Raw genomic sequence first — 18,432 nt, 5'->3', positions numbered from 1 at the left:
TGCTCTGTGGTAGCCCAGCCTGCCGGTGAGGTGATCTGGATAGGCAGTGGATTTGATCCGGTGAAGGAACGCGGATCTGCCGAGGCGCGGATAGGACAAGGTGCCGCTGTCCGTGTGGGAGCGCTGCGTCAACTGTCGGAATGTCGGTCACTGAGCAATATGAGATCCACGCAGCTGTCTTCGTTGCAAATACGAGCCATTGTCCGCGCCCAAGTTGCATACATCAACATCAAGCTGGCAGCTAAGGTTCATAGATCCAACCCATGTCAGATAGGATAACTAATTAAGTGATTTGGCAACAAACGCTCAATTGCAGGTTCCACGCTGCCAAGTGTCCGTGAGGAAAGATATGTCCGATTCTTCGTTTTCTTGCGATAGCAGGAGTGTCCGCCTAGTTGACGGGTTGCTTCTGGCGCCGCGTATCGAATTGTTAGGAATTACAAAGCAATACCCCGCAGTCCGCGCGAACGAGAATGTCGATTTGATCGTCGCGCCGGGCGAAATCCATGCGGTGCTCGGCGAAAACGGCGCCGGAAAAAGCACGCTGATGAAAATCATCTACGGCGCGGTGCGGCCCGACGCCGGCGAGATTCGCTGGGAAGGCGATTCGGTCGAGATCGCCAGTCCGGCAGCGGCGCGCAAGCGCGGCATCGGCATGGTGTTCCAGCACTTTTCGCTGTTCGAGACGCTCACGGTCGGCGAAAACATCGCGCTCGCACTCGACGAGCCCTTCGACCTGAAAACGCTCTCCAAACGCATCCGCGAAGTCTCGGCGGATTACGGCCTTGACATCGACCCGCAGCGCCACGTGCATAGCCTGACGGTGGGCGAGCGGCAGCGCGTCGAGATCGTGCGCTGCCTGCTGCAGAACCCGCGCCTCCTGATCATGGACGAGCCGACCTCGGTGCTCACGCCGCAGGCGGTGCGCAAGCTCTTCGAAACGCTGCGGCGCCTCGCCGCCGAAGGCTGCAGCATTCTCTACATCAGCCACAAGCTCGACGAAATTCAGGAGCTGTGCGACACCGCGACGGTCATGCGCAGCGGCCGCGTGACCGGCCATGTGAAACCGAAGGGCGAGACCCAGGCCTCGCTCGCGCAATTGATGGTCGGCCATTCATTGCCGGATTACACGCGGCGTGAACACAATCCGGGCGCGGTGCTGCTCGCTGTGAAGGAACTGTCAGTGGAGAGCGACGACCCGTTCGGGACCTCGCTGCGTGACGTGTCGTTCGGCGTGCATGCTGGCGAGATCTTCGGTATCGCGGGCGTCTCGGGCAACGGTCAGGCGGAACTGCTATCGGCGCTGTCGGGTGAAAAGCGGGGCGTGCGCGCCGACGCGGTCACGATTTGCGGCTCGGCGGCAGGGCGCCTTGGCGCGGGCGGGCGGCGGGCGCTCGGCTTCGGCTTCGTACCGGAAGAGCGTCTCGGCCGCGGCGCGGTGCCGGCCATGACGCTGTCGGAAAACGCGCTGCTCACCGCGCATCGCCAGCAGATGGTGAGTTCGGGCTGGATCAAGGCCGGCGCGATGCGCGCATTCGCGAAGCGCTGCATCGAGGCTTTCGACGTGCGTTGCGGCGGCTCCGAAGCGCTGGCGCAAAGTCTCTCGGGCGGAAATCTGCAGAAATACATCATGGGCCGCGAGATTCTGCAGGCGCCCAAGGTGCTGGTGGTCGCGCAGCCCACATGGGGTGTCGACGTCGGCGCATCGGCGTTCATCCGCCAGCAGTTGCTCGATCTGTCCGCGCGCGGCGTGGCGATTCTGGTGATTTCGGAGGAGTTGGAAGAGTTGTTCGACATCTGCGATCGCATCGCGGTGCTTGCTCGTGGCCGACTTTCGCCCGTGCGATTGAAGAGTGATACCGGTACCGAAGAGATCGGAATGTGGATGGCGGGTCTATTCGGAGAAGAAGGGGGTGCTCTTGCGACGTCACAAGGACAGTTGACTACCTCACGTCACATACAACTGCACACCTAAGGAGCTTACACGTGATCTTTTCATATCGACTCGAAGCCCGCACGACGCCCTCGCGCACCATGCAGCTCGCCGTGCCGCTGATCGCCGCGTTGCTCACGCTCGCGATCGGCTTTCTGATCTTCAGCCTCGTGGGCCGCGATCCGCTGCAGGCCATGCACGCGTTTTTCATCGAACCGCTGTCCAGCGTGAACGGCTGGTCCGAGCTGCTGCTCAAGGCCTCGCCGTTGTGCCTGATCGGGCTCGGCCTCGCGATCGGCTATCGCGCCAACGTCTGGAACATCGGCGCCGAAGGGCAGATGCTGCTCGGCGGCATTGCCGCGAGCAGCGTGGCGATCTATTTCGATCAGGCCACCGGCTGGTGGATCCTGCCTTCCATGATGATCGCCGGCGTACTGGGCGGGATGATGTGGGCGGCGATTCCCGCGCTGCTCAAGAGCCGCTTCAACACCAACGAGATTCTCGTCAGCCTGATGCTCACGTATGTCGCCACGCAACTGCTGATCTATCTGGTGAGCGGCCCGTGGCGCGACCCGCAGGGCATGAACTTCCCGCTCTCTGAGATGTTCACGGGCGACGCGCTGTACCCGACCTTCGCCGGCGACTGGCACTGGAAATGGCTGCGCGGCACGCGACTGAACGCATCGGTGTTCGTCACGCTGGTGGCGATCCCGCTCGTGTGGGTCTTCATGCGCAAGAGCTTCGCCGGCTTCCGGATGAACGTCGGTGGCCTCGCGCCGCTCGCCGCGCGCTACGCCGGTTTCTCCGATAAAAAAACCATCTGGACCTCGCTGCTGATCAGCGGCGGCCTCGCGGGCCTCGCCGGCATGGGGGAGATCGCCGGTCCGATCGGCCAGTTGCAGGCGACGTGGTCGCCGGGATACGGCTTCACCGCGATCATCGTCGTGTTCGTGGGGCGGCTGCATCCGCTGGGCATCGTGCTTGCGAGTCTGCTGATGGCGCTGCTGTATCTCGGCGGCGAAGCCGTGCAGACCTCGATGCAACTGCCGCAGGCGCTGTCCGGTGTGTTCCAGGGGCTGTTGCTGTTCTGCCTGCTGGGTGCCGACCTGTTCGTGAACTACCGCGTGCGCCGCCGTTCCCTGACCGCACAGGTTCACTGAGCAGATCACCCTCATTCGCTCATCGCTTACCAATTCCCGCCGGATCTATATGGACATTCAACAAGCCAGCTCGCTCGCCTCGAGCGCCGTCACCGCCGCAATTCCGCTGATGTTCGCCGGCGCGGGCGAACTCGTCGCCGAAAAATCGGGCGTCCTCAACCTCGGCGTCGAAGGCATGATGCTGATGGGCGCGGTAACGGGCTACGCCGTCACGGTGATTACCGGCAACCCGTGGCTCGGCGTGGTTGCCGCGATCGGCGCCGGTCTCGCCATGTCGCTGCTATTCGCGTTTCTCACGCTGACCATGCTCGCCAACCAGGTCGCCACGGGCCTCTCGCTGACGATCTTCGGCATCGGCCTCTCGGCGTATGTCGGCAAGCCCTACACGTCGGCCGCCGTGCGCGCGACCATCGACAGGTGGACCATTCCCGGCCTTTCGAAGATTCCGGTGCTCGGGCCGGCGCTGTTCAGCATGACGCCGCTGGATTACCTCGCGTTCCTGATGTTCGCCGTGATCGGCTGGTTCCTGTACCGCACGCGTGCGGGCCTTGTGCTGCGCTCGGTCGGCGAATCGCCACAGGTCGCGCGTTCGGTGGGCTTTCGGGTGGTCGGTGTGCGTTACGGGGCCGTGGCCTTCGGCGGCGGCATGGCCGGGCTCGCAGGCGGTTATTACTCGATCGTCAATCTGCACCTTTGGCAGGAGCAGCTCACCTCGGGCCGCGGCTGGATCGCGCTCGCACTGGTCGTGTTTTCAACGTGGCGGCCAGGGCGTCTGCTGATCGGCGCGCTGCTGTTCGGCGCGGTGACTGGGCTGCAGTTCTACGCGCAGGCGATCGGCGTGCCGGTGCCGACCCAATTCCTCGCGATGCTGCCGTATGTCGCGACGGTCGTGGTGCTGGTGATGATCTCGCGCAATCCGAACACGATCCGCCTGAATGCGCCGGCGTCGCTCGGCACGTCCTTTTTCAGCGCAGGGTGATCGTATCCGTGTCAGGACGGAATCGATTAGCCGCCTCGAATGCGCGCCAGAACGTGTCCGCACCATTGTCGATCCCGCATCCTACATCTAACGCGAGCGGCATATATCCGATGCCGGGGAGCGCAAACGCACGGTTTTTTCCACCCACAGCAGTTCGCCGACACTAGCATTCGTTTAGCTTCCCGCGGCCCATGCATGGCAGGCATGATCTCGCCAGAAAATGAGGTTGGACACGAGGACTGGATAGTTATGTCGAGGGGCAGGGAGTTAGTAGCCACGCGAGTAATCGGGATAAGCCAAGGCGAATTGTCTCAATGCTTTTTCGGATATGTGTGCGAGAGAAGGAGCGTGCTAAGGTGGGTGCTTCAACGTGGGGGTCAAGATGATCAAATGCGAAGCCGATTTACGTGACCTATGAACCTCAGGTGTCCACATCTCTTCGAGCAGTCGGCGTATGTAGGTGGCATTTGGGTCGACCACACTGATCTTCCGAGGATTTCTGTCACGAATCCGTCGACAGCTGAGATCATCGGCTCGGTGCCGCAAGTTACGACCGAGCAGGTACACCTAGCAATCGCTCGCGCGAACGCTGCGTTGCAGGATTGGCGGGATTGGAGCAGTCGCGAGCGCGCTTCCGTCCTGAAAGCGTGGGCGCGCATGGTTGATAGCCATCGGGAGGACCTCGCTTGGATTCTGTGCTCGGAGCAGGGAAAGCCGCTTCATGAAGCACGAGCGGAGGTCACTCAGGCCGCCAACTACCTCGAGTGGTTCGCAGAAGAAGCACGCAGAATTTATGGCGACAATATTCCTGCTCCGCGCCGTAATCAGCGTATCCGCGTTCTACATCAGCCGATCGGCGTTTGCGGCGCGATCACCTCGTGGACGTTTCCGTCGTCGATGACTGCGAGGCGAGTTGGCGCGGCGCTCGCGGCAGGCTGCACCGTGATCCATTCTCCTGACCCTCAAACACCGTTCTCTGCAATCGCGCTTGGTGTGCTTGCCGAGTGTGCCGGTTTGCCGCGCGGAGTGCTGTCGGTGCTCACAGGTGAAAAAGAGCTCATTGAGGGCGCGTTGGCGGCGAGTCCTGAGGTTAGAAAGGTGTCGTTCACTGGTTCGGTTGCAGATGGCAAGCGGTTGATGGGATTGTGTTCGCCCACTTTGAAGAAGGTATCGCTAGAGTTGGGCGCAAATTGTCCTTTCATCGTGTTTGCTGATGCGGATATCGACCTGGCGGTCAAAGGTGCATTGGATGCGCGTTTTCGGCACTCAGGCCAGGCTGCCATGTGCGCACCTCGATTCTTCGTTCACGAGGATGTGTATGAAACCTTTGTAGGTAAGCTCGTGGCGAAGGTTGCCGTGCTTCGTGTAGGTGACGGGTTCGCCGAAGACTCACAGATCGGTCCACTCATCAGCAATGATGCGGTGGTGCACCTTGAAAAGCTCGTTGATGATGCGGTCATGGCAGGCGCAACAATTGCGACGGGCGGTTCACGGTTAGTCGCGGGCTCTAACTTCTTTCGGCCGACGGTGCTCATGGACGTGGAACCCACCATGAGCGTCTGCGGCGACGAGATCTTCGGGCCCGTTGCAAGCGTCCTCCGGTTTAAGGACGAGACACAAGTTATTGCACTGGCGAATGACACGCGCACCGGACTCGCTGCGTATTTTTATACGACGGACATTAATCGCGCGTTTCGGGTAATGGAAGCGCTGGAATGTGGAGTGGTTGGAGTAAACGATAGCTTGGTGTTCAATGAAGCCGCACCGTTCGGCGGCATCAAAGAGTCGGGCATGGGGCGTGAAGGCGCACATTCCGGGATTGAGGCCTATCTGGAGGCGAAATACGTTTGCTTCGGGAATCTCTGAACAGCGAACGACCGTCATCTTTTCTAAAGTTGATTTCATAGTAACGCAAGTGTCGTGAGACACAGCATCTTGGTATGCGCCGTTGCGGTCGGGTGGACTATCTGATCGGACGAGGAAAGAAGCTCCGCCCCATGAGACAACCTTCGACCTCGCTGTGCGACTAAAGGATGCGGCCGGGCTGACGCACAGATCTGTTCTTAGCCTAGTTTAGTCTTGTCGGTTTGTTCTGAATCTAACAAGACAAGGGGAAAGTAGTAGCGAGGAATCGCTCTACATGGCCAATCGCAATAGCTGCATCACTTCTCTTGTATGTAGCGGTTGATGTCGCCCGTATGCGACCCGAGGAGAAAGGGTATCAGTCGCGCCGCAACGACGGCAGCAAGACTATTGGCTTCGGATCGGCCAGAAAGCCACTCGTGAATCGTGCAAACAAACACTATCCAAAGGAAAGTGCCGACGAGTTTGCCATCCGATGGTTAGAAGCTATTGATAGAGGGGACTACCGGGGCGCCTATATCGGACTTTATCCTATTGCAAACGCGACGATGAGCGAAGGGCAATTTATTAGCGCGATGAAGGAGGCCCGACGCCGCGTTGGTCCGACTCGTGGCAGAACATAAGTGACAAGCCGGATTGTCTATCCACCGCAAAGCCGTCTGCCCGATCGGTCTGAATTCGGTTCTTACTTCCAGACGGCATTTCGTGACGGATACGCATCGAACGAGGTCAGCGAGGTTGTCGGAGTTGGGCGGAGAGATGACGGGAGATGGAGCGTTGTAGAGTATCAGTGCATCTCTTGCGAAAAGTAGACTACACCAATTAGCATTTAGAGATTCTATGTAACTTGCAATCGATGGGGATACTGCTGCAAGGCAAACGTACGATATCCTGAAACTTCAGGAGCAGGGGGCGGCTAGAGGGCATACCCTCAGTGTCGGGCCTGCCGACTTGAAGGCTGCTGCTGTCACTTTGAGCTACGACCTTAAGGAGCCCAAACAAGTTGCGCAAACGAGATGAATAAGACACAGTTATGCAGCAGGACACCGCAACGGCCGAATACAACGGTAAGCGGGATATCTCGTGAAATGCCGCCGCTTGACACGACAACACATGGTCTACTATTTTGTGGGTGCGGGCGCTGTTGTTTAGTACGCTATTGGAATGACCCGCATCGACATTCTTACAGATTTTGCACAAAGATCTAACGGCGTGTTCGGACGCTGGCTGTCTTAACCCTGTCGGAGCAGAATCGCCCCTCAAAAAAGTTGCGAATGATACCGCGGACTGCCTGGACCATTGCTCGACAAAGTCACAAGGGGGCGCTTTCGAATTTGAACGAAGACGGTACCGTGAGCCGGTTATCGCTTCGGGTTATCGGGACACGCAAGTCAACATCTTCCAGATTGTGTCGAGCTCCGCAAAAGCGATTTCTTTGTTCGTATCCACGCGGTTCGACCAAAAAGAACAGCGCAGTGGCTTACGGGGTATTGTCGCTGACTAGTTGTATCCGAGTACTGCAGCGGAGCAGACTTCAGGTCGCTCGTCGATGCTCCGTGTGATGTTTGACAATGGCATTACCAACAGCATGCGATATGCACTCGAAGCAGCCGAAACGCCTTCGTTAGCGATTTGCCGTCTTAACATCGTAATTTGCTCGCTTGCGATAGCAACGAAGAAGGCCTGGATGTTCATTTGAACCTCGATGAAAGGATGCTACGAAAATGTGAATGAAGTCCATGCCGTCTGCGTTTAATGAAATCGACGCGAGGGTTCACAGAAATTTGTCTCGGCGTTGGGCGAAAAGGAAAAAGGCCCCGGGGTAGCGGGGCAAAAAGAGCGCGCGCAGGAGATTGGCGCGCCCCGAGACTATGTACGGATACTTACATCACTTTGACGGGTACCGGTCCTCCCTCAGTTTCGTAAAGACAGAGCGTTCTGGCGTGATGCGCGATGTGATCGCCGATGAAGGTCGAAATGAAGTAGTAGCCGTGGTCGTAATCGGCGAAGCGTCGAAGCGTCAGGTGTTGTCCAGAGTCTTTGCATGCGGCTTCGAGGGCGTCTGGGTGAAGCTGCTCAGCGAGGAACTGATCGCTGAGGCCCTGATCGATCAAAATCCCGCCCGGGAACCTCTTTGATGCATTGCTAATCAGTTCAGTTGCGTCGTATCGCTTCCACGCTTCGACATTGTCGCCGAGGTAGCCCCTGAATGCCTTTTCACCCCACGGGCATAGCGTCGGTGCAGAGATTGGCGCGAACGCGGACACGGAACGATAGATTTCCGGATTTCGTAGAGCCAGTACCAGCGCTCCGTGTCCTCCCATTGAGTGCCCGAAAATGCCAAGCCTTGATCCGTCGACAGGGAAGTGGGCGAGCACCGTCTCGCGTAGCTCGTCGCGGACGTACGAATACATCCGGTAGTGCTTTGCCCATGGCTCCCGGGTTGCATCGACATAAAACCCCGCACCGAGCCCGAAATCCCATGCTTCGCTTTCGCCCGCTACACCTGCGCCGCGTGGACTCGTGTCTGGCGCAACTAGGATAATACCGTGCTCCGAAGCAAATCGTTGCGCACCGGCCTTGGTCGGAAAGGTTTCTTCCGTACACGTCAGGCCCGCCAGATAGAACAGCGCGGGCAGTTTCGCACTAGAACGGAGTGCCTGCGGTGGCAGATAGACTGAAAATCGCATTGGCAGGCAGACGGCCTTCGAGTCATGCTTATAGAAGCGCTGCTCGCCCCCATGACAGGCATGCGACGACACGAGTTCAAGCATTTCGATGCTCCTTTGAGTATGCCTGTTAATACAGGACTACAGAGCGGATCGACTCGCCCTTTTTCATCAGATCAAAGCCTTCGTTGATGCGCTCCAGCGGCAGGTGATGTGTGATCAGATCGTCGATATTGATCTTGCCTTCCATGTACCAGTCGACGATTTTCGGTACGTCCGTCCGACCGCGAGCGCCGCCAAATGCCGAGCCCTTCCACTCACGACCAGTGACCAGTTGAAACGGACGAGTGCTGATTTCCTGACCTGCCGCGGCCACACCGATGATGAACGACTGTCCCCAACCCTTATGGGTGCATTCAAGCGCCTGACGCATCAGCGTGGTGTTGCCGACGCATTCGAACGAGTAATCGGCGCCACCATCGGTGAGTTGCACGATGCTGTCCACGACGCTCTCGACTTCCTTTGGGTTGATGAAATGCGTCATCCCGAATTTCTTCGCAAGCTCAACGCGACCAGGATTGATGTCGACCCCGATAATCTTGTCGGCTCCGACCATCTTCGCGCCCTGGATGACGTTCAAACCGATACCGCCCAGTCCGAATACAACAACGTTCGCGCCCGCTTCGACCTTCGCAGAGAACACGACGGCACCAATACCGGTTGTGACGCCGCAACCGATGTAGCAGATTTTGTCGAATGGCGCATCTTCGCGTACCTTGGCTACTGCGATTTCCGGCACAACAATGTAGTTGGAGAACGTGGACGTGCCCATATAGTGAAACAATGGTTGACCGTCCAACGAGAAGCGCGATGTAGCATCAGGCATAAGCCCTTTGCCTTGGGTCGCCCGGATAGCCTGGCAAAGGTTCGTCTTGCGTGACAGACAGAACTTGCACTGCCGACATTCCGGCGTGTAAAGCGGAATGACGTGGTCGCCCTTCCTCAGAGTGCCGACACCAGGTCCGACATCCACGACCACGCCAGCGCCTTCGTGTCCAAGGATCGAAGGGAAGATGCCTTCGGGGTCGGCACCAGAAAGCGTGTAATAGTCAGTGTGGCAAATACCGGTTGCTTTGACTTCAATCAGCACTTCGCCTGCACGCGGTCCTGTGAGGTCGACTTCTTCGATGGTCAGGGGAGCGCCTGCCTTCCATGCTATTGCTGCTTTCGTCTTCATATTCAAGCCCTTCTAATCAGGATGTAAGGAAAGAGTGTTCTGGTAAATCGTCGCCCGGAGGTCCGTCCGGCTAGAAATCTGCCTGCTGACGCGCTTGGAAGCGTTGCGCCGGTAGCTGGGCAGCAGGAAAGACGCCGGCCATCACAATGAAGCCGGGCAAACGCTTGATGCGGTCGGTCCAGCGGCGAACGGACGGATAGTCGGCAAGCGAAACTCCGCCTTCATCCGACAAAATGATGTAAGGAAAGCAAGCGATGTCGGCCACGGTTGGATGAGCAGCGTCACAGAGAAATTCTCCGCCGGTCTTTTCGCGCAGCCACAAATGCTCGTCGATGATACGCAGCAACTCGTGTGCGCGCTTTCTGCAAGCCTCGTCATCGAAGTCGAAGAAGAAGAGGTCGTGCAAGCGTGCGGCCGAAATCGATCCGGTCAGACTGTCAGCAAACGAAAGCCACATCTGCACTTCGCCCGCGAGCTTGGCATTCGCCGCCGGGTACCACTGTCCACTCCTGTCGTACTGGGCGGCCAGATAAACGAGGATTGCCTGTGCGTCCCGAAGCGTCACCTTGTCGTCGGTGAGTGCTGGCAACTGTCCAAGCGGGTTGATTCGAAGGAACGCGTCAGTCTTGTGTGCCTTGCTCGGGTAAAACTCGACCGGTTCTAACTTGTATTCGAGACCAAGCATGCTAAGGAGCAGTCGGACTTTGTAGCAGTTACCAGAAAGTTCGTAATCGTAGAGTGTAATCATGGAATGACTCACATTAGACGTCCAGCACGAGCTTTTTGCTCTTGCATCGGGAGACACACGGCATGATCCATTTGCCGCTTTCGCGCTCTCGTTTGGAAAGGTAGGTGTCGTGGTGGTCGAGCTCGCCGCTAAGCACCGCGGTCATGCAGGTGCCGCAGACACCTTGTTCGCACGACGCTTCAATCGGTACACCTTCATCCCAGCATGCCTTCAGAAGTGACTTATCAGGCGGCACAACGAAGGTCTTTCCCGACTTTGCCAACGTAACTTCGAATGCTTCGCCGCCCTTCGGGATATCCGTGTTCTTGAAATATTCAAAGCGCACGGACTCTTCGGGAATGCCTCTCTTGCACGAGACATCCTTCACTGTGTCAATCATCGGACCCGGACCGCACGTATAAATTTCGATCTGGGCTGGGTTCAGTTCTTCGACAATTTCCTCGAGCCGCTGTCGAGTTCCCGCGACGTCGAGTCCCGCATGAATGAATACGTTGCTTCCGAGCGAGCGTAGGCGCGCCTGGAACGGTGTGTGCTCCGGTCCGCGAACGAAGTAATGCAATGCATACTTGTCGCCAGTCGCATTCAGTGCTTGCGCCATTGCAAGAATTGGCGTGATGCCTATGCCGCCAGCAATCAGAACGGGGCGACGGCCGTTGCGTCGCAATGGAAATCCATTTCGGGGGACCGCAATTTTCAGTTCCGTGCCCTCCTGTACGTCTTCATGCATGGACTTTGAGCCGCCAAGAGACTGCAACTCCCGCTTGACGCCAATCAGGAAGGCTTCGCGCTCATGCGGCGCGTTGATAATCGAATACTGACGCACAATGCCCGCAGGCGTTGTGACGCTCACGTGCATCCCAGGTGTGAGTTGCGGCAATGACCGCCCGATCGGCGTGAGTGCGAACGATACGATGTCCCCTGTTTCCTGTACGCGAGACGTGACTTTGCAACGATACTCGGCGGACAGCGTCTGAGGCGAGGCCACAACGACCGGAATTGGAACAGGGATCTGCGTTGATTTGCGTGCTGCGAGCGCCGTGGTAACCGGCACCTCGACTCGGACTCGCTCGAGCACTCGCCTGAATTCACCGAGAACGTGCGAGAAACGCTCGAGGAATGAATGGGTCACTGGCTCGTGCAGCAACGCGTTCACATGGACGACAGTCTTGTCGGCAGAGTGTGGCTGAACATAGAAATGCAAACCATAGCGCCCGTTCTCCCCCAGGGTCAGGCCGACTGAGTCGTCGCCAAACTGACGCAGGCCTGCGCCCCCCGGGTCTTGGTCGAAGCACTCAGCGAAACGGAAGCCTGCTTCGAGTAGCCCTTTGGCCACGTCGGCGGCGGGCAAATTGAACGGCAGGCTCCTCAAGAATGTGAGTGCTGCGCCGCTCGTTTGCGTCTTGATCAAGGGCGGCTCGCCAACCGGTGCACCGAGTGACGCCCATATCAGTCCGCCAGACTCGCGTACAGGGAAGGTCGTTACGCATGCCTTGCTGGGCTCAGTAGCATGCCGGTGTGCAGGTACGAACGTGCAACCACCAGAACCGCTTTCGTATGTCCAACCGTGATATTGACAGCGCAGCTCATGTCCAAGGTTCACGCCAAGCGTCAGTCGCAAGCCTCGATGGGGGCAGCGGTTCTCCCACGCGTTCGCGATGCCGTTGTCGTCTCGCCAGACAGCCAACTCCTGCCCCGCGAGGGACGTGTGATAAACGTGCCGCTCAGTGAGGACCTCAGTGCTGGCAATGGGATACCAGCGATTCGAATCAAATGAACTCATGAATCTCAAATCCCTATGTCAGTCACAGATTGCGCCGTACGTAAGACCACCGTCGCGCATCCATTTGCGATATGCCGTTGCGAGAACGTCCGCACGGACCGGGTTCTCGGTCTTCGCCGTAAGGGGGAGGCGCCTCGGAACCTGATTGACGAGAATCATCAAGTCCTGGCCGAAAATGGTCTGCTGGAAATGCCGGAGCTGTTCATCCGAGTTCACGTCGTCCACGTAGCACATCAACGTATGAGCGATGCACCATTCCTCGTCGACAGGCTGCACGAACAGACAGAGGACATCCCACCTCGACGGGTCCGGCGGACACGTTTTGTACAGAATCGCGATGTATGGCCGGGTGACGCGATAGATGTAATCCATATCGAGCGCATCAGTCGCCGTAGCAGAACCACGTGGTTGTGGGAACTTGCATTCAGTAGCGATGATTTCATCGACTTGCTCGTCGTACTTGACGGTATACGGCGCCACGTCGGTGTGCGGCTCGGCGCCGAGAATGTCTGTATGCACGAACGGAAAGTGCGCCATGTCGAGGAAGTTCTCGACTGCTCGCAGACCCGACGTGTGCACGCGAGTCGACCCGGCGCTCACGATGCGCCGATCGGGCTCCGAGAATTCTGGCACCTTGAAGAGACTTCTGGGGTTCGATGAAAAGGACAGCCATAGCGCCCCGTATTGCTCGATTGCAGACATTTTTCTCTCGGTGCCGTCATCGTCCCACTGAGCGGTCACCTCGGAGCCCTTACGGGAATACGACACGACCCGTCCAAGCAGGCGCGTGTGAAATCTGCGGTCCGGAAGAATGTCTTCCGAAGCGGCTACAGGATGCCAGTCATCGAACAGTTGCTCGTCAAAATTCACATGCCCTCCTGGATTGGTTCGTCAGATGCTCAAGCTGGTATACCAGACTCTATAAAAAAAAATTCGCGACGGCAAGCGATTTTTTCTTGGGAATAACACTGAGGCAGTCTCTTTGGGGAGGCGTCGCGGGCAACCATTGGGAGTGGCCGGCCTGCGCAGCAGGCCGGAGATGGCGCAGAGGTACTTATAGTGCTAGGGCCAGTTTGAGGTCCACATCGGGCGTCACCATCGCGTCAAAGCGATACCCGCGAATGACCAGGTTGTAGTGCGACGCGAGGAGTGCCTTCGCCGCGGCAGCGTCTTTCTTCTCGAGACATTCGACCAACTGCCCATGCTCATCACGCAATTGACAGTAGTCGAACCCAACGCGAAACATGGCGTTGATAAGTGCCTCGCGACGCCTTAGATGCTGATGGATTTGATTCAACGTTTCGTTGTTGAGGAACGAGAGGAGTAACACGTGAAATTCACGCCCCAATTTGTCGCCAAGGTCGTGCCTGCCCTTTTCAAATGCCACGCGCTCCTTCACCGTGTGGGCTCGAAGCGCCTTCAGCTGGTCCGGCGTAACCGACTTGATGAGCTGGTCGATGACTCCACTCTCGAGAACGAGGAGCATCTGATATAGCTCGAACGCGTCATCAAATGTCGGGCGCCATACAGCCGAGGACCGCTTTGGTGAGATTTCGACCAACCCATCTTGCGAAAGTCGAATGAGTGCCTGCCGGACTACAGTTCGGCTCACTCCGTAAAGGTCTGCAATATCACGTTCGTTGAGTTTGGCTCCTGGCGGCAATCTACGGTGATAAATCGCGTCAGCAATTGCTCCTACTATTTTTTGGGTCAGCATGGCTAGGAATTGCGCAGAGTTTGCGCGTAGGGGTTGAGCGGGAAGCAAAGCGCTGGTACTTCAGAACGGCGCTCTGGCACCAAAGAAGGGACGACTCACCATCCATGAGCTTGTCGCGCACCGTTTCTTACGCAGGCCGGTCGGTGCCTATATTCTATCGCCCTTTGCTACCAAGACGGGCGAGTCGCATATCGGTGAAAACACTAAGTCGGCAGATTCCTGAATGCAAAAAACACAGAAAACTCCCGGATGCAGGAAATCCCTGATTGCATCTGGTTTTTTTGCGTACTATGTTGGTATACCAGATAGACATTTTGGTCTCTTAGTTTATCGGACCGAAACAACCTACCCCACAGGAGTAACTCATGAGTGCGCGTGAGCAGTTCAAGCCTTTATTGGAGGATAAATCCTATCTTCGGCATTTTTGGCACCCGGTCTGTACCCTTGCCGAATTTGAGCGGGCGAATCCATCGGGCCATGGCCCGATGGGCGTCACGCTGCTCGGTGAGAAACTTGTGCTGGCTCGACTCAACGGAAAAATTGTTGCTGCACCGGACCGCTGCGCTCATCGCTCTGCGCAGTTGTCGATTGGGACCATTGCGAAGTGTGGGGGCCAAGACACACTTCAGTGTCCCTATCACGGCTGGCAATACGGTAGCGATGGTGCGTGCAAGTCAATTCCGGCCTGTCCTGACAAGCCCGTGCCACCGCGCGCAAAACTCGCGATTTACGACTGCGAAGTCAAATACGAAATCGTCTGGGTGCGGCTGGACAACTCCTACGACTGCACGGAAATCCCCTTCCTTGATGACTGGGACAACCCGGACATGCAAGTGATCGTCGCCGACTCATACATCTGGAACACGGTTGCGGAGCGCCGCTGGGAAAATTTCACTGACTTTTCTCACTTCGCGTTCGTGCATCCGGGCACCCTCTACGACCCGTTTTTCGCAAGCCATCCGCTCGTTCTGGTCAACCGTGTCGACGGGGAACTCCAGTTTGAGTTGTCGCCTCCCCGAGAGATGGAAGGCATTCCGGAGGAAGCGCCGATGGGCGACTTCATCTATCGCTGCACGATGCCATATTCCATCAATCTGGAAATCAAGCTCTGGCGTGACGGCTCGCGCTTCATCCTTTGGACGACAGCGTGCCCTATCGACGACAAAACGTGCAGGAACTTCATGGTCATAATTCGCGAGCGCGACGGCCAACCCGACCACATGCACCTGGCGTTCCAGAAACGGGTATTGGCTGAAGATCAGCCGATTATCGAGTCGCAGTGGCCGGCTGAGGTGTCCGCAGGCGAAATTTCAGTCGCTACAGACAAGGTCTCAATCCAGTATCGCAAGTGGCACCGCGAGCTCTCGTTGGCTGCTCCAAACGGAAAGCAGACGTTTCGAGAGGCCTTGCGGACAAACGTCATTGACGATACCGCCGGATAAACGGGACAAGAAGTGTTCGCAGCAAAACGTTGGGTGCCAAGCCGTCAGTTGCAAATGGGCATGGCAGATCCGAGGGAATGTAGTCGAAGGAGAGTGAGATGAACACTGCTGGGATGTCCTTGCGATCGATGGTTGAAAAATGGTTTGCCCCAACTTTGACCACAACGCCGCGGGTAACACGGTTCAGCCACGCACGCTGCGCTTACGGACGATACGTGCGTGTCGAAGCGTCACGGGAAGAGGGTAATGCGTTTGAGCTCTGCTTCTTTCGACACGCAGACGGTGCGTGGCGTGTATTTCCGCCTGATCCAGGCCGCGTAAACCGCATGCCTTCTTTAGGTCTCTTCAACTAGTACGTCGCCAATTGGTGAAGAGAAATATTGAAGCGAATTTTTAACTCGGGACACTAGGTAGTCTATTCCCGGAGTCGCTTTCCGAACCCGGGAGGCACCCTTCTCTTCGTAAGGCCATCCGACTCGCTTGACACGAGCTTATTGACTTCGTAATTTCTGGTGTACCAGGCGAAAGATGTGAAAAGCCAATTGCACTGCAACACACCCCGCAGGATGGGAGAACGGGTTCTCCTTGACCTGTCGGGAATCAGTTCCCCAAAGCAATATAGGAGACGTGAATGGAACACCTACCGCTGATTAAGGATAACCAGTACCTCCGGCACTTTTGGCATCCCGTATGCACGGTGGCCGAGCTTGAAAGGGCGAAGCCTTCGAGTTTTGGTCCGCTGGCAGTTACTCTGCTTAGAGAGCAACTGGTGGTCGCCAGGCTGGATGGCAAGTATGTCGCGATGCGGGACCGATGCGCGCACCGGTCGGCGAAGCTGTCGTGTGGTCAGGTGGTTGGCAGCGAACTCCAATGTCCATACCACGGCTGGAAATACGACGCGGCCGGCGCCTGCACGAAAATTCCTGCATGTCCCGACAGCCCGATTCCGAACAAGGCCCGCGTCGAACGCTTCGATTGCGAAGAAAAATATGGCTTGCTCTGGGTGCGTCTCGACTCGTCGTTCAACTGCACAGAGATTCCGTATTTCAGCGCTGCCGATGACCCCAAGATGCGCATTGTCGTGCAGGAGCCGTATTGGTGGAATGCCTCTGCGGAGCGTCGTTGGGAAAACTTCACGGACTTTTCGCATTTCGCCTTCATTCACCCGGGCACGCTCTTCGATCCGAACAACGCAGAGCCTCCCATCGTACCGATGGACCGCGTCAACGGACAATTCCGGTTCGTGTACGAGACGCCCCCCGGCATGGACGTTCCGGACCAGGCGCCGATTGGCACATTTACCTATCACTGCAGCATGCCGTTCGCTATCAACCTCGCGGTCGAGAAATATTCGACCAACTCTCTGCATGTGCTGTTTAACGTGTCGTGCCCGATCGACGAGACACGAACGAAGAATTTCCTCATCTTCGCGCGCGAGCAAGGAAGTGACTCGGACCATCTGCACATTGCATTTAACGACGTCGTGTTCGCAGAGGACAAGCCGGTCATCGAATCTCAGTGGCCGGCGCAGATGATGGCGGACGAGGTGCCAGTGATCACCGACAAGGTGTCTGTTCAATATCGGAAGTGGATGCGCGAGCTAAGCGAAGCCGCTCGGGACGGTGCCGAGGCATTCAAGGCAGCGCTGCATGAACCGGTTATCGAAAGTGAGCGACAGTACTCGGACCTGCGGACTGTTTAGTCTGTCGATCTGACCTCAATTTCTCCAGGAGTGAGTAATGACAAAGAAGATGTTTAAGCTGGCGTGCGCTGGACGAGGTGTTCAGCTGTCGTCGATTGAGAAACCAGTGTCAGATGAGGAGCTTCCGATTGCAGAGCAGCTGCGTGTGCTGTCGGAGTCGGGACTCTGGGATTTCGTTGACCGCATTCCGGTCGATGACGACCAACTGCATCAGTACCAGAAGGCGAGCGAGAAGTACAACCTTCCGATTTTGTCTGGTAGCTGGACATACGTTCTCGGGAAAGATGATGAGGTCCTGAAGGCCAACCTCAAGCGTGCACACGAGGTCGGCTCCAAGTACCACAACCTGATGATTTGGGCGAAGCATGCCGACGGTCACTATGTTACTGACCAGGAAATCGTCGATTACTACCTGTACACGTACGACCAGGCGAAACCATACGACTTGACCATTTCGTTCGAATCGCACGTCGACATGTGGTCCGAAGATTTTCGCCGTGTCACGCGGGTGGCAGAGGCGGTTCGTAGCCGCGGCATCCCTTTCAACTTCTGCATGGATTACAGCCACTGCATCTTCAAGATTGAAAATGAGGTGGAGCACGCCGTATCCCAGATTCGGGGTGACAAAGAGGCAATCAGGAAACTCGATCCCTACAACGACGACAGCTTTGCTGACGAATGGTTGAAGCAGAACATGGTCGTCTGGACGCAGGTTCGGCCCGCTGCGCCGAACGGCCCGCGCAACTGGTGGGCTTTCGAGACTGGCCCGTGGGACGGCCTCGGGTTTGATAGGCCGGGGCGCTCGATTCAGTACCCGTTTTCGAATCCGAAGCCGGGTGAATGGCACACCGACGAATGGCACGCCCACAAGCTGGCGACGACGAAGGAGCTGGTGCGTAAAGTCATTGACCAGTATCTGGAGGTTGATGACTCGAAGATGGAAATTATGACCATCGACAATATCAACCTTGCGGCCTACGGGACGGGATGGAAATACAACATGTTTGCCGACAGCTGTCTTGTCGCCAGGTTCGTTCGCGAGCTCTACGCGGAGAGAGTGGCGGTGCATGAAGCGAGGAAGCGAGCGGAGAATCTGGAAGCTTTCGTGAACGCTCATCGCGGCTAAGTCAACGTCAAAAAATGCGCTGCCTGCAAGGTAGAAGCGGGTGATCTGTGCGGTGACTCACTCAACAGTGAATCAC

13 protein-coding genes and 1 pseudogene are annotated in these 18,432 nt (G+C 57.2%); 7 read left to right on the top strand and 7 right to left on the bottom strand.

The annotated features are described in order from the left end of the window. Positions 1–349 precede the first annotated feature (349 nt). The 4 genes from DSC91_RS36865 to DSC91_RS36850 all read left to right on the top strand — a co-directional run bounded on the left by DSC91_RS36865 (position 350) and on the right by DSC91_RS36850 (position 5,938). On the top strand, positions 350–1,975 hold the full coding sequence (locus tag DSC91_RS36865) for an ABC transporter ATP-binding protein (protein ID WP_115783719.1): 1,626 nt from the start codon (positions 350–352) through the stop codon (positions 1,973–1,975). Between the two features lie 11 nt (positions 1,976–1,986). Then, positions 1,987–3,093 (top strand): ABC transporter permease, encoded by a 1,107-nt coding sequence (locus DSC91_RS36860; protein ID WP_115783718.1) that lies wholly within the window; start codon positions 1,987–1,989, stop codon positions 3,091–3,093. A gap of 49 nt (positions 3,094–3,142) precedes the next feature. Beyond that, positions 3,143–4,072 (top strand): ABC transporter permease, encoded by a 930-nt coding sequence (locus DSC91_RS36855; protein ID WP_115783717.1) that lies wholly within the window; start codon positions 3,143–3,145, stop codon positions 4,070–4,072. Between the two features lie 414 nt (positions 4,073–4,486). Continuing rightward, positions 4,487–5,938 carry an NAD-dependent succinate-semialdehyde dehydrogenase gene (locus DSC91_RS36850; protein WP_115783716.1) on the top strand — a complete coding sequence of 484 codons (1,452 nt, stop codon included), beginning with the start codon at positions 4,487–4,489 and terminating at the stop codon, positions 5,936–5,938. A 1,880-nt stretch (positions 5,939–7,818) separates the two neighbouring features. Here the strand turns inward: DSC91_RS36850 and fghA are convergent. From fghA to DSC91_RS36815, 7 genes and pseudogenes are all read right to left on the bottom strand, one after another. Then, a complete protein-coding gene (gene fghA / locus DSC91_RS36840; RefSeq protein ID WP_115783714.1) occupies positions 7,819–8,709 on the bottom strand; it encodes an S-formylglutathione hydrolase in 891 nt (296 codons plus the stop codon). 25 nt (positions 8,710–8,734) lie between these two features. Beyond that, positions 8,735–9,841, bottom strand: coding sequence for an S-(hydroxymethyl)glutathione dehydrogenase/class III alcohol dehydrogenase (locus DSC91_RS36835; protein ID WP_115783713.1), 1,107 nt, complete (start codon positions 9,839–9,841; stop codon positions 8,735–8,737). A gap of 70 nt (positions 9,842–9,911) precedes the next feature. Further along, a complete protein-coding gene (locus DSC91_RS36830; RefSeq protein WP_115783712.1) occupies positions 9,912–10,589 on the bottom strand; it encodes a glutathione S-transferase family protein in 678 nt (225 codons plus the stop codon). 13 nt (positions 10,590–10,602) lie between these two features. Next, complete coding sequence (locus DSC91_RS36825; protein ID WP_229758338.1) at positions 10,603–11,997, bottom strand: PDR/VanB family oxidoreductase; 1,395 nt, start codon at positions 11,995–11,997, stop codon at positions 10,603–10,605. 111 nt (positions 11,998–12,108) lie between these two features. After that, positions 12,109–12,369, bottom strand: a pseudogene (locus tag DSC91_RS38735) (Rieske 2Fe-2S domain-containing protein); the annotation flags it as partial. 18 nt (positions 12,370–12,387) lie between these two features. Further along, the gene (locus tag DSC91_RS36820) at positions 12,388–13,071 is read right to left on the bottom strand and encodes an aromatic ring-hydroxylating oxygenase subunit alpha (protein ID WP_229758339.1); all 684 of its coding nucleotides are present in this window, start codon (positions 13,069–13,071) and stop codon (positions 12,388–12,390) included. Between the two features lie 352 nt (positions 13,072–13,423). Then, on the bottom strand, positions 13,424–14,086 hold the full coding sequence (locus DSC91_RS36815) for a GntR family transcriptional regulator (protein WP_115783709.1): 663 nt from the start codon (positions 14,084–14,086) through the stop codon (positions 13,424–13,426). A gap of 365 nt (positions 14,087–14,451) precedes the next feature. Between DSC91_RS36815 and DSC91_RS36810 the strand changes: the two genes are divergently transcribed. The 3 genes from DSC91_RS36810 (at position 14,452) to DSC91_RS36795 (ending at position 18,356) form a co-directional block, all read left to right on the top strand. Then, positions 14,452–15,528: an aromatic ring-hydroxylating oxygenase subunit alpha gene (locus DSC91_RS36810; protein WP_115783708.1), complete on the top strand. Its 1,077-nt coding sequence runs from the start codon at positions 14,452–14,454 to the stop codon at positions 15,526–15,528. A gap of 631 nt (positions 15,529–16,159) precedes the next feature. Beyond that, entirely contained in the window at positions 16,160–17,230 is a 1,071-nt protein-coding gene (locus DSC91_RS36800; protein WP_115783706.1) for an aromatic ring-hydroxylating oxygenase subunit alpha, read from the top strand. Between the two features lie 37 nt (positions 17,231–17,267). After that, entirely contained in the window at positions 17,268–18,356 is a 1,089-nt protein-coding gene (locus tag DSC91_RS36795) for an apurinic/apyrimidinic endonuclease family protein (RefSeq protein ID WP_162831541.1), read from the top strand. Positions 18,357–18,432: the final 76 nt, after the last annotated feature.

It is taken from the genome of Paraburkholderia caffeinilytica, assembly GCF_003368325.1.
GTDB classification, from domain to species: domain Bacteria; phylum Pseudomonadota; class Gammaproteobacteria; order Burkholderiales; family Burkholderiaceae; genus Paraburkholderia; species Paraburkholderia caffeinilytica.
This window is presented reverse-complemented; position numbering and strand designations above follow the sequence as displayed.

Bases quoted from the DNA above. Each gene is read 5' to 3' on its own strand.
- DSC91_RS36865 (WP_115783719.1), top strand. From the start codon at position 350: ATGTCCGATTCTTCGTTTTCTTGCGATAGCAGGAGTGTCCGCCTAGTT.
- DSC91_RS36855 (WP_115783717.1), top strand. From the start codon at position 3,143: ATGGACATTCAACAAGCCAGCTCGCTCGCCTCGAGCGCCGTCACCGCC.
- DSC91_RS36850 (WP_115783716.1), top strand. From the start codon at position 4,487: ATGAACCTCAGGTGTCCACATCTCTTCGAGCAGTCGGCGTATGTAGGT.
- fghA (WP_115783714.1), bottom strand. From the start codon at position 8,709: ATGCTTGAACTCGTGTCGTCGCATGCCTGTCATGGGGGCGAGCAGCGC.
- DSC91_RS36835 (WP_115783713.1), bottom strand. From the start codon at position 9,841: ATGAAGACGAAAGCAGCAATAGCATGGAAGGCAGGCGCTCCCCTGACC.
- DSC91_RS36830 (WP_115783712.1), bottom strand. From the start codon at position 10,589: ATGATTACACTCTACGATTACGAACTTTCTGGTAACTGCTACAAAGTC.
- DSC91_RS36820 (WP_229758339.1), bottom strand. From the start codon at position 13,071: ATGTCTGCAATCGAGCAATACGGGGCGCTATGGCTGTCCTTTTCATCG.
- DSC91_RS36815 (WP_115783709.1), bottom strand. From the start codon at position 14,086: ATGCTGACCCAAAAAATAGTAGGAGCAATTGCTGACGCGATTTATCAC.
- DSC91_RS36810 (WP_115783708.1), top strand. From the start codon at position 14,452: ATGAGTGCGCGTGAGCAGTTCAAGCCTTTATTGGAGGATAAATCCTAT.
- DSC91_RS36800 (WP_115783706.1), top strand. From the start codon at position 16,160: ATGGAACACCTACCGCTGATTAAGGATAACCAGTACCTCCGGCACTTT.
- DSC91_RS36795 (WP_162831541.1), top strand. From the start codon at position 17,268: ATGACAAAGAAGATGTTTAAGCTGGCGTGCGCTGGACGAGGTGTTCAG.